Genomic DNA, 12,548 nt, shown 5'->3' with positions numbered 1-12,548 from the left:
TGCCCTGGCTATGAATAAATTAATTATGGAAGTTTCGCAAAAAAATGTTGAATGGAATACCTATATTCAATTTACAGTTAAGAAAGACAAGTATGGAATTTACACAATATAAAGGACTTGACTTTTACAAATCAAATAATCGGTATATTATCAGTGGCCTCAGCGATAGCGACGAGGAGGCTCGCCTTTCGCCCGAGGAAAGCGGAGTCTTGCACGGAAATCAACAGCGGCGTACAAAAGTGATATATTTTTGCACTTATAGAACCAGTCCAAATCTCTATGTCCAAGTCATTATCTTCCAACTCACAATAAATGCGCACAAAAAAACAGATGGACACGTAGTCCATCTGTTTTTAATATCAATGATTACTCAGTGATTGTAGCTACTACTCCAGCACCTACAGTACGTCCACCCTCACGGATAGAGAACTTAGTACCTTCTTCGATAGCGATTGGAGCGATAAGCTCAACAGTCATTTCGATGTTATCGCCAGGCATAACCATTTCTACACCTTCAGGAAGGTTACAGATACCAGTTACGTCAGTTGTACGGAAGTAGAACTGTGGGCGGTAGTTAGTGAAGAATGGAGTGTGACGTCCACCTTCTTCTTTAGAAAGAACATAAACTTCTGCTTTGAACTTTGTGTGTGGAGTGATTGTACCTGGCTTAGCAAGTACTTGTCCACGTTGGATATCTTCACGAGCTACACCACGAAGTAGTGCACCGATGTTATCTCCAGCTTCAGCATAGTCAAGAAGCTTACGGAACATTTCTACACCTGTTACAGTTGTAGATTTAGGCTCTTCAGAAAGACCGATGATGTCGATAGTGTCTCCAACTTTAACTTGTCCACGCTCAACACGACCAGTAGCAACTGTTCCACGACCTGTGATTGAGAATACGTCCTCAACAGGCATCATGAATGGCTTGTCAGTGTCACGCTCTGGAGTTGGGATGTAGCTATCTACAGCTTCCATAAGTTCGAAGATTTTCGCTTCCCACTCAGCATCTCCTTCAAGAGCTTTAAGAGCAGAACCTTTGATTACTGGTACGTCATCGCCAGGGAAATCGTACTCAGAAAGAAGGTCACGAACTTCCATTTCTACTAATTCAAGTAGTTCTTCGTCGTCTACCATGTCACATTTGTTCATGAATACAACTAGGTATGGAACACCTACTTGACGAGAAAGAAGGATGTGCTCACGAGTTTGTGGCATTGGGCCGTCAGCAGCAGATACTACTAGGATCCCACCATCCATTTGTGCTGCACCAGTGATCATGTTCTTAACATAGTCAGCATGTCCTGGGCAGTCAACGTGTGCATAGTGACGAGTATCAGTTTCGTACTCAACGTGTGCAGTTGAGATTGTGATTCCACGTTCTCTTTCTTCTGGAGCACCGTCGATTTGGTCATAAGCCATTGCAGTTCCACGACCATACTTCTTGTGAAGTGTAGTTGTGATTGCAGCTGTTAGAGTTGTTTTACCATGGTCAACGTGACCGATTGTACCGATATTCGCATGTTGCTTGGAACGATCAAATTTTTCCTTACCCATTTGAAAATCCTCCTTTGATTTTAAAGAAAATAAGTATATTTTGGGTGCCTCAGAGACGGTTAAAAACCCTCTCTGACACAACAATTGCTTACATTAGTATTTATACTTTATAAAAGCGAATAAATCAATTATTCACCTTTATTTTTTTTGATGATTTCTTCAGAAATCGACTTAGGTACTTCTTCGTAGTGATCGAAGTGCATGGAGTATGTTCCACGTCCTTGTGTGTTAGAACGTAATGAAGTTGCATATCCAAACATTTCAGATAGAGGTACGAATGCTTTAACGACTTGAGCGTTACCGCGTGCTTCCATACCTTCTACGCGTCCACGACGGGAAGTAACGTCACCCATGATATCTCCAAGGTATTCCTCAGGGATAACAACCTCAACTTTCATCATTGGCTCAAGGATGACTGGCTTACATTTAGAAGCAGCATTCTTAAGGGCCATTGATGCAGCGATTTTGAACGCCATCTCAGAGGAGTCGACGTCATGGTATGAACCATCGAATAATCTTGCCTTAACATCAACAAGTGGGAAACCAGCTAAGACACCATTTTCTAAAGCGTCAGATAGACCGGCTTGTACAGCAGGGATGTATTCACGAGGAACTACACCACCGACGATACCGTTCTCGAATTCGAATCCTTTACCTTCTTCGTTAGGTGAGAATTCGATCCAAACGTGTCCGAATTGTCCACGTCCACCAGATTGACGGGCGAACTTACCTTCAACTTTAGCCGTATCACGGAAAGTCTCACGGTAAGATACTTGAGGAGCACCTACGTTTGCTTCTACTTTGAACTCACGTCTCATACGGTCAACGATGATATCTAAGTGAAGCTCACCCATACCTGCGATGATAACCTGTCCAGTTTCCTGATCAGTATGCGCACGGAATGTTGGATCTTCCTCTTGAAGTTTTTGTAGAGCAGTAGTCATTTTATCTTGGTCAGCCTTTGACTTAGGCTCAACAGATAGAGAGATAACCGGCTCTGGGAATACCATTGATTCTAAGATAACAAGGCTCTTTTCATCACATAGTGTATCTCCAGTAGAAGTATCTTTAAGACCAACAGCTGCTGCAATGTCTCCAGCGTATACAGTAGAGATCTCTTCACGGGAGTTAGCGTGCATTTGCAGGATACGTCCTACGCGCTCACGTTTACCTTTAGAAGAGTTTCTTACGTATGAACCAGAATCTAATGTTCCTGAGTACACACGGAAGAATGTTAATTTACCAACATAAGGGTCAGTTGCAACTTTGAACGCTAATGCAGAGAATGGAGCATCGTCAGCAGATGGACGAGTTACTTCTTCTTCTGTATCAGGTACAAAACCTTTGATATCTTCAACATCTGTTGGTGCTGGAAGATAATCGATAACTGAGTCAATTAGTAATTGAACCCCTTTGTTTTTGAATGCAGATCCACATACTACCGGGTAGAACTCGACAGTTAGTGTAGCCGCACGGATAGCAGCTTTGATTTCTTCGTTAGAAAGCTCTTCACCTTCTAAGTACTTCATCATAAGCTCTTCATCAAGTTCAGATACAGCTTCAATTAATTTTCCGCGGTATTCTTCAGCTTGATCTTTGTACTCTTCAGGAATGTCACGAGCTTCTGCGCGAGTTCCAAGGTCATCTTCATAGAAATATGCTTTCATTTCTACTAAGTCGATGATTCCTTCGAAGTCATCCTCAGCACCGATTGGAAGCTGAATAGGATGTGCATTAGCTTGTAGACGCTCATGTAGTGTACCTACAGAGTAAAGGAAGTCAGCACCGATTTTGTCCATTTTGTTAACGAACACTACACGGGGAACCCCGTAAGTAGTTGCTTGGCGCCAAACAGTTTCAGTTTGAGGCTCAACACCAGATTGAGCATCAAGTACTGCTACTGCACCATCAAGTACACGCAGGGAACGTTCAACTTCAACAGTGAAGTCTACGTGACCCGGTGTATCGATGATGTTGATACGATGGCCTTTCCATTGAGCTGTTGTCGCAGCAGAAGTGATAGTGATACCACGTTCTTGCTCTTGCTCCATCCAGTCCATTTGAGAAGCACCTTCGTGAGTTTCTCCAATTTTATGGATACGACCTGTATAAAATAGGATACGCTCAGTTGCAGTTGTTTTACCGGCATCGATGTGAGCCATGATACCGATATTACGAGTGTTTTCTAAGGAGAACTCTCTAGGCATGCGGTCTTTCTCCTTCCTTATATAAGAATGATTTGTTTGATTAAGGTCAGATTACCAACGATAGTGAGCAAACGCTTTGTTCGCTTCAGCCATCTTGTGTGTATCTTCACGCTTCTTGACAGAAGCTCCAGTGTTGTTAGCTGCATCAAGGATTTCGTTAGCTAAACGCTCTTCCATTGTCTTCTCACCGCGAAGACGAGAGTAGTTTACTAACCAACGAAGACCTAATGTAGTACGACGCTCTGGACGCACCTCTACAGGTACTTGATAGTTTGAACCACCTACACGACGAGCTTTAACTTCTAATACCGGCATGATATTTTTTAGAGCTGCATCGAATACTTCCATTGCATCTTTACCTGAACGCTCGCTAATGATATCAAACGCTGCGTATAATTTCTTTTGAGCTTTACCTCTTTTACCGTCAATCATGATTTTGTTGATTAAACGAGTAACTAGTTTAGAATTGTACATTGGATCAGGTAAAACGTCTCTTTTTGCTACAGGACCTTTACGTGGCATGTGATTTCCTCCTTTCAACGAGAAATGAATTTATAGTTGTTTTATTATTTTTTAGCTGCTTTAGGGCGCTTAGTTCCGTATTTAGAACGTCCTTGCATACGGCCGTCAACTCCAGCTGTATCAAGCGCACCACGTACGATGTGATAACGTACTCCCGGTAAATCCTTTACACGTCCTCCACGGATAAGAACAACACTGTGCTCTTGAAGGTTGTGTCCGATACCAGGGATGTAAGCAGTAACCTCGATTCCATTTGTCAAACGAACACGTGCATATTTACGTAGCGCCGAGTTCGGTTTCTTTGGAGTCATTGTACCAACACGAGTACATACACCACGTTTTTGTGGAGAAGACAAGTTCGTGTGCACCTTCTTAAAGCTGTTATAACCTTTGTTAAGAGCTGGTGACTTTGATTTAGTTGATTTTGACTGACGAGGCTTGCGAACTAATTGGTTAATAGTTGGCATTTTGTTTTCCTCCCTTCTTATTTGGTAAGCCCACACATCCAGGTGGTTCTTTTTTGGGTAAAAGTAAAGTTTTTGTAGATCGCTTCTACAAAAACTATTTTACTGTATAATCGCAACAGCTGCTGCTCCAACATCTATTCCGCACGATTTACCAAGTTTCTTCATCGAATCCACTTTGTTAACCGGTACATTAAGATCAATCGCGGCCTGGACTACTTTTGATGTAACCTTGGGATCAGCATCCTCCGCAATTACAACTTCGAGTACTTGACCTGTTTTTAGAGCTTTCACTGCTTGCTTTGTTCCTACAATAATTTCTTTAGCCTGCGCTACTTTTTCATAAGACATTTCATATCCTCCAAAGTAACAGGTTATTAATAGGAGCAACCTTGAATATATTATCATCTTAAATTCTCTATGTCAACAAAGATTTAAAAGATTTATAAAAGCTAACTCTTAGAGCTGTTGTTTGAGCAATCAAACCCGCCTAAGAGTTAGCCTAAATAGATTACTCTACTGTTACTGTTTCTTCACTAGTGTCTTCTGCTAAAACCGGTTCTGCTTTACGGTAACGTTGCATACCTGTTCCTGCTGGAACCAGCTTACCGATGATAACATTTTCTTTCAATCCTAGTAACTCATCACGTTTTCCTTTGATCGCAGCGTCCGTTAACACACGAGTTGTTTCCTGGAATGATGCTGCGGATAAGAAGGAATCTGTTTCAAGTGAAGCTTTGGTGATCCCGAGCAGAACAGGGCGTCCTGTTGCCGGAAGCTTACCGCCGAACAATGCTTTCTCGTTCGCATCTCTGAATTGGTGGATATCCATAAGAGTACCTGGTAGTACTTCAGATTCACCAGCATCGATGACGCGGACTTTACGTAACATTTGACGGACCATGACCTCAACGTGTTTGTCGCCGATTTCAACCCCTTGCATACGATATACCTTTTGTACTTCGCGTAGCAAGTATTCTTGAACGGCAGACACATCACGGACTTTAAGAAGTTCTTTCGGATCGATAGAACCTTCAGTGATTTCCTGACCTCGTGCGACCTTATCGTTTACAGCGAACTTCAAGCGCGCTGTGTAAGGAGCTGTGTAACTTCTCGTTTCCACATCACCTTGTACGGTAATTTCGTACTGACGATCTTTTCCTTCACTGATTGAAGTGATCACACCATCGATTTCAGAGATGACAGCTTGACCTTTAGGGTTACGCGCCTCGAAGATCTCTTGGATACGCGGTAAACCTTGAGTGATATCGTCTCCTGCTACCCCACCTGTATGGAACGTACGCATCGTTAACTGAGTACCCGGTTCCCCGATGGATTGAGCAGCGATGATACCGACAGCTTCCCCGACTTCGACTTTTTGACCTGTGGCAAGGTTCGTTCCGTAACATTTTTCACACACACCGTGTCGTGTGTTACATGTGAAGGCAGAACGGATCGAAACATGTTCGACGCCAGCGTCAATGATCGTCTTAGCCAAGTCTTCTGTGATCAGCTGGTTTTCTGTAATGATGATTTCATCTGTTTCAGGGTGACGTAATGTCTTACGTGAATAACGACCGAGTAAACGTTCTTCAAGAGGTTCGATGATTTCCGTACCCTCTTTAATGGAGCCTACAAGTAAGCCTCTGTCCGTTCCACAGTCTTCCTCACGAACGATAACGTCCTGTGCAACGTCAACCAGACGACGCGTCAGGTAACCTGAGTCAGCTGTTTTCAGTGCTGTATCGGCAAGACCTTTACGGGCACCATGGGTAGAGATGAAGTACTCAAGAACCGTCAGACCTTCACGGAAACTTGATTTGATCGGTAACTCGATGATACGACCAGCCGGGTTGGCCATCAGTCCACGCATACCGGCAAGCTGAGTGAAGTTAGATGCGTTACCACGGGCACCTGAGTCACTCATCATGAAGATCGGATTGCGTTTATCCAATGTTGCCATTAACTTACCTTGAATCGTATCTTTCGCAGCACTCCAGATGGAAATGACACGATCGTATCTTTCATCTTCTGTAATGAGACCGCGTTTGAATTGTTTCAATACGTTGTCTACTTTACTTTGCGCTTCGATCAAAATTTCTTCTTTTTCCGCTAGTACGACGATATCTGCGATACCAACCGTAATACCGGCTTTTGTAGAATATTTGAATCCAAGGTCCTTCATCTTATCAAGCATACGAGACGTTTCCGTGATGGCGAACTTCTTGAACACTTCCGCGATGATATTCCCTAAGAAACCTTTTTTGAACGGATTGATTAACTCACGGCTTTGGAATACTTCCTTTACGTTCGTTGACGGATCAACAAAGTAGTTCTCAGGAGTCGCAACTTCCAAGTTCGTTCTTGTTGGTTCGTTGATGAACGGGAATGTATCAGGTAAGATCTCGTTGAAGATTACTTTACCTACCGTTGTTAATAATAATTGTTTGTTTTGCTTCTCGGTGAACGTTTTGTTGTTAATGGTGCTTGCATGGATCGCAATACGGGTATGCAAGTGTACATAACCATTTTGATATGCAAGGATGACTTCATTCGCATCATTGAAGATCATACCTTCACCAACAGCATTTTCACGTTCAAGTGTCAGGTAATAGTTACCTAATACCATATCCTGGGACGGTGTAACAACAGGTTTACCGTCTTTCGGATTTAGGATGTTTTGGGCAGCAAGCATGAGCATGCGCGCTTCAGCTTGAGCTTCAGAAGATAGTGGTACGTGAACCGCCATTTGGTCACCATCAAAATCCGCGTTGTATGCTGTACATACAAGTGGGTGAAGACGGATCGCTCTACCTTCGACAAGCGTTGGTTCAAATGCTTGAATACCAAGTCTGTGAAGTGTAGGTGCACGGTTTAACAGTACCGGATGTTCTTTGATGACGCCTTCTAGTACATCCCATACTTCCGGCTGGACGCGTTCAATCTTGCGCTTGGCACTCTTGATGTTGTGAGCCAATCCTTTTTCAACGAGTTCTTTCATAACGAATGGTTTGAATAACTCAAGAGCCATTTCCTTAGGAAGACCACATTGATACATCTTAAGGTTAGGTCCAACAACGATTACAGAACGGCCGGAGTAGTCAACACGTTTACCAAGAAGGTTCTGACGGAAACGACCTTGCTTCCCTTTAAGCATGTGTGAAAGGGATTTTAACGGACGGTTACCCGGTCCAGTAACTGGACGGCCGCGACGACCATTATCAATTAAAGCATCAACCGCTTCTTGTAGCATACGCTTCTCATTTTGAACGATGATGCTTGGGGCACCAAGGTCCAATAAACGCTTAAGACGGTTATTACGGTTAATAACACGACGGTATAAATCATTCAGGTCAGAAGTCGCAAAGCGTCCACCGTCAAGTTGAACCATCGGGCGAAGCTCTGGAGGAATGACAGGAAGAACATCAAGGATCATCCAGTCCGGATCATTCCCTGAGTTTCTGAAAGATTCCACTACTTCCAATCGTTTGATTGCACGGGTACGGCGCTGACCTTGAGCTGTTTTCAGTTCTTCTTTCAAGAAATCAGCTTCTTTATCCAGGTCAATATCCTGCAGAAGCTTTTTAATGGCTTCCGCTCCCATTGCAGCTTGGAATTTCACTCCGTACTTCTCACGGTATGCACGGTATTCTTTTTCAGAAAGAAGTTGTTTTCTTTCAAGAGCCGTGTCACCTGGTTCCGTTACAACATAGGAAGCGAAATAGATGACTTCTTCCAAAGCACGCGGGGACATGTCTAAAACAAGACCCATACGGCTTGGGATTCCTTTGAAGTACCAGATGTGAGAAACAGGTGCGGCAAGTTCAATGTGACCCATACGTTCACGACGAACTTTAGCCTTTGTTACTTCGACACCACAGCGGTCACAAACGACGCCTTTATAACGGACACGCTTGTATTTACCACAGTGACATTCCCAGTCCTTCGTAGGACCGAAAATACGTTCACAGAACAAACCATCTTTTTCTGGTTTTAACGTACGATAGTTAATCGTCTCGGGCTTTTTAACTTCCCCGAAAGACCACGAACGGATCTTATCGGGGGAAGCTAAACCAATTTTCATATACTCAAAATTATTTACATCTAGCAAGGGGCCTACCTCCCTTTTAATCTACAGGCTCTAACCCTAATTGCTCTAAATTTATTCTTTAGACCCTACTGTCTCGGATTCTTGTGCATTAGATTCAGAGATATTTAGCGTGTCTGCTTGTTGTACTTCTTCTTCGTCCTCTAAGTCCCGCATTTCGATTTCTTCTTCGTTACTAGAGAGGATCTTAACATCCATACCTAAACTTTGAAGCTCTTTGATCAGAACTTTGAATGATTCCGGAACACCAGGTTCAGGAACGTTTTCACCCTTGACGATGGCTTCGTATGTTTTCACACGTCCCACAACGTCATCGGACTTAACTGTAAGAATTTCTTGTAGAGTGTAAGCAGCACCATAAGCTTCAAGTGCCCATACCTCCATCTCACCGAAACGCTGTCCACCGAATTGGGCTTTACCACCGAGTGGCTGTTGCGTAACAAGTGAATAAGGTCCGGTTGAACGTGCGTGAAGTTTGTCATCAACCATGTGAGCAAGTTTGATCATATACATGATTCCAACTGATACACGGTTATCAAACGGTTCACCCGTTCTACCATCGTAAAGAACGGTTTTGGCATCGCGTGCCATACCTGCTTCTTCAATTGTTGCCCACACATCTTCCTCACGTGCTCCATCAAATACTGGTGAAGCGACATGAATGCCGAGGTATCTTGCTGCCATTCCCAGGTGAAGCTCCAGCACCTGACCGATATTCATACGTGATGGTACCCCTAGTGGGTTAAGCATGATATCGATTGGTGTGCCGTCTGGTAAGAACGGCATGTCTTCTTCAGGAAGGATTCTTGAGATAACACCTTTGTTACCGTGACGACCAGCCATTTTGTCACCTTCAGAGATCTTACGTTTCTGAACGATGTATACACGTACAAGCTGGTTCACACCTGGAGGTAATTCATCGCCATCTTCACGGTTGAAGACTTTTACATCAAGGATGATTCCGCCGCCACCGTGTGGTACGCGAAGGGATGTATCCCGGACTTCACGGGCCTTCTCACCGAAGATTGCATGTAATAGACGCTCTTCAGCTGTCAGTTCCGTTACACCTTTAGGCGTTACTTTACCAACAAGCAGGTCGCCATCTTTTACTTCAGCACCGATACGGATGATTCCACGCTCATCAAGATTGCGAAGTGCATCTTCACCAACGTTAGGAATATCACGAGTGATTTCTTCAGGTCCCAACTTCGTATCACGGGATTCTGACTCATATTCTTCAATATGAATAGAAGTATAGACATCGTCTTTTACAAGACGCTCACTCATGATGATCGCATCTTCATAGTTGTAACCGTCCCAAGTCATGAATCCAACCATGACGTTACGTCCCAAGGCGAGTTCACCTTTCTCCATGGAAGGACCATCAGCAAGGATTTCTCCTTTTACTACACGGTCACCTTCACTTACGATCGGACGCTGGTTGTAACATGTACCCTGGTTAGAACGGATGAATTTCTGCATACGATATTTATCGAGGTCACCTTTTACTTCCTGACCGTCGATTTCTTTCACACGACGCACCCAAACTTGTTTCGCTTCAACCTTCTCCACAATACCTTCGTATTTACAGATCACAGCTGCACCGGAGTCTTTCGCAGATACGTGTTCCATACCTGTTCCGACGATCGGTGATTCCGGATTCATTAAAGGTACTGCTTGACGCTGCATGTTCGCTCCCATTAGAGCACGGTTGGAGTCATCGTTCTCTAAGAATGGAATACATGCTGTCGCAGCTGATACTACTTGTTTAGGAGATACATCCATGTAGTCGAGACGTTCACGCTTAATGACCGTGTTCTCACCGCGGAAACGGGAGATGACTTCTTCATCAAGGAATGCACCGTCGTCTCCAAGACGTGCGTTCGCCTGTGCCACTACATAGTTATCTTCTTCGTCTGCCGTCAAGTAATCGATGCGATCGGTTACTTTCCCGGTATCGGGGTCGACACGACGATACGGCGTTTCGATAAAGCCGAATTTATTCACCTTCGCAAATGAGGAAAGTGAGTTGATCAGTCCGATGTTCGGACCCTCAGGAGTTTCAATCGGACACATACGGCCATAGTGGGAATAATGGACGTCACGTACTTCGAATCCAGCACGTTCACGTGTTAATCCACCGGGCCCTAAAGCAGAAAGACGGCGTTTGTGCGTTAATTCTGCAAGAGGATTCGTTTGATCCATGAATTGAGACAATTGAGAGCTTCCAAAGAACTCTTTAATGGATGCAATAACAGGACGGATGTTGATCAGTTGTTGAGGCGTGATCGTGTTCGTGTCCTGAATGGACATTCTTTCACGGACCACACGCTCCATACGTGATAAACCGATACGGAATTGGTTCTGTAGCAATTCACCAACCGAACGTAAACGACGGTTACCTAAATGGTCAATATCATCTGTCAGCCCTACTCCATGTAATAAGTTAAAGAAGTAAGAAATGGAAGAGATGATATCAGCAGGTGTAATGTACTTAACCTCTTCTTCAACATACGCGTTGCTGATTACGTTGATTTCAAAATCTCCTTCTTCGTTAGGAGAATAGATTTTGATAGATTGAAGAACTACGTCTTCTTCTAATACGCCGCCGGACTGTTGGTAGTTTTTGAAACCAATGCCGTTTTCTAAATAAGGGATGACCTTATCCAGGGCGCGACGGTCAAGAACCGTGCCTTTCTCTGCCAGAATCTCGCCCGTTTCCGGATCTGCTAGAGTTTCTGCTAGAGTTTGACCGAATAAACGATTCTTAATGTGAAGCTTTTTGTTCATTTTGTAACGTCCAACGTTTGCTAAGTCATAACGCTTAGGATCAAAGAAACGAGAAACGAGTAAACTTTTAGCATTTTCTACTGTAGGAGGCTCTCCCGGACGCAGACGCTCATAAATCTCGAGCAATGCCTTGTCGATACCTTCCGTGTTGTCTTTCTCGAGCGTGTTACGAATGTACTCATTATCACCGATCAAATCGATGATTTCTTGATCAGAGCCAAACCCAAGGGCACGTAAAAGAACCGTTACCGGTAGTTTGCGAGTTCGATCAATTCGCACATATACAACATCTTTTGCATCTGTTTCATACTCAAGCCAAGCTCCGCGGTTTGGTATAACGGTAGCAGTAAACCCTTTCTTTCCGTTCTTATCTACTTTTCCGCTAAAGTAAACACTAGGTGAACGCACTAGCTGAGATACGATGACGCGCTCAGCACCATTGATGACAAACGTACCTGTGTCTGTCATTAATGGGAAATCACCCATAAATACGTCTTGATCTTTTACTTCTCCTGTTTCCTTGTTCACAAGACGGACTTTTACTCTAAGCGGTGCAGAGTAAGTAACATCTCTTTCCTTTGATTCTTCCACCGAGTACTTTGGCTCTCCCAGACTATAATCAATAAATTCCAAAGAGAGATTACCAGTGAAGTCCTCAATCGGAGAAATGTCACGGAACATTTCTCTTAACCCCTCATCAAGAAACCATTGATACGAGGAAGTTTGAATTTCGATTAAATTCGGTAATTCTAAAACTTCACTGATACGCGCAAAACTTCTGCGTTGGCGGTGTCGTCCATACTGAACTAGTTGACCTGTCAACTGATTCACCCCTCAAATCAAGCGTTTTGGTTGTGTCTATATGCCTTAAAGTAGGATTACTACTCTACACAAGACAAA

7 protein-coding genes are annotated in these 12,548 nt (G+C 43.7%); all 7 read right to left on the bottom strand.

Annotated elements, in window-relative coordinates; all coding sequences use genetic code 11:
* Window positions 1–366: 366 nt before the first annotated feature.
* Window positions 367–1,557: an elongation factor Tu gene (gene tuf / locus BVI01S_RS17455; RefSeq protein WP_034765989.1), complete on the bottom strand. Its 1,191-nt coding sequence runs from the start codon at window positions 1,555–1,557 to the stop codon at window positions 367–369.
* A 128-nt stretch (window positions 1,558–1,685) separates the two neighbouring features.
* Window positions 1,686–3,764, bottom strand: coding sequence for an elongation factor G (gene fusA, locus BVI01S_RS17450; protein ID WP_034765991.1), 2,079 nt, complete (start codon window positions 3,762–3,764; stop codon window positions 1,686–1,688).
* Window positions 3,765–3,815: 51 nt separating this feature from the next.
* On the bottom strand, window positions 3,816–4,286 hold the full coding sequence (gene rpsG, locus BVI01S_RS17445; protein WP_034765993.1) for a 30S ribosomal protein S7: 471 nt from the start codon (window positions 4,284–4,286) through the stop codon (window positions 3,816–3,818).
* 44 nt (window positions 4,287–4,330) lie between these two features.
* Window positions 4,331–4,753: a 30S ribosomal protein S12 gene (rpsL, locus tag BVI01S_RS17440; protein WP_034765995.1), complete on the bottom strand. Its 423-nt coding sequence runs from the start codon at window positions 4,751–4,753 to the stop codon at window positions 4,331–4,333.
* Between the two features lie 99 nt (window positions 4,754–4,852).
* Window positions 4,853–5,101 carry a 50S ribosomal protein L7ae-like protein gene (locus BVI01S_RS17435; protein ID WP_061811081.1) on the bottom strand — a complete coding sequence of 83 codons (249 nt, stop codon included), beginning with the start codon at window positions 5,099–5,101 and terminating at the stop codon, window positions 4,853–4,855.
* A gap of 160 nt (window positions 5,102–5,261) precedes the next feature.
* Entirely contained in the window at window positions 5,262–8,861 is a 3,600-nt protein-coding gene (gene rpoC / locus BVI01S_RS17430) for a DNA-directed RNA polymerase subunit beta' (RefSeq protein WP_061811080.1), read from the bottom strand.
* Window positions 8,862–8,912: 51 nt separating this feature from the next.
* Window positions 8,913–12,470: a DNA-directed RNA polymerase subunit beta gene (gene rpoB / locus BVI01S_RS17425; protein ID WP_034766001.1), complete on the bottom strand. Its 3,558-nt coding sequence runs from the start codon at window positions 12,468–12,470 to the stop codon at window positions 8,913–8,915.
* Window positions 12,471–12,548: the final 78 nt, after the last annotated feature.

Source organism: Rossellomorea vietnamensis NBRC 101237 (assembly GCF_001591825.1).
Taxonomy (GTDB): domain Bacteria; phylum Bacillota; class Bacilli; order Bacillales; family Bacillaceae_B; genus Rossellomorea; species Rossellomorea vietnamensis.
This window is presented reverse-complemented; position numbering and strand designations above follow the sequence as displayed.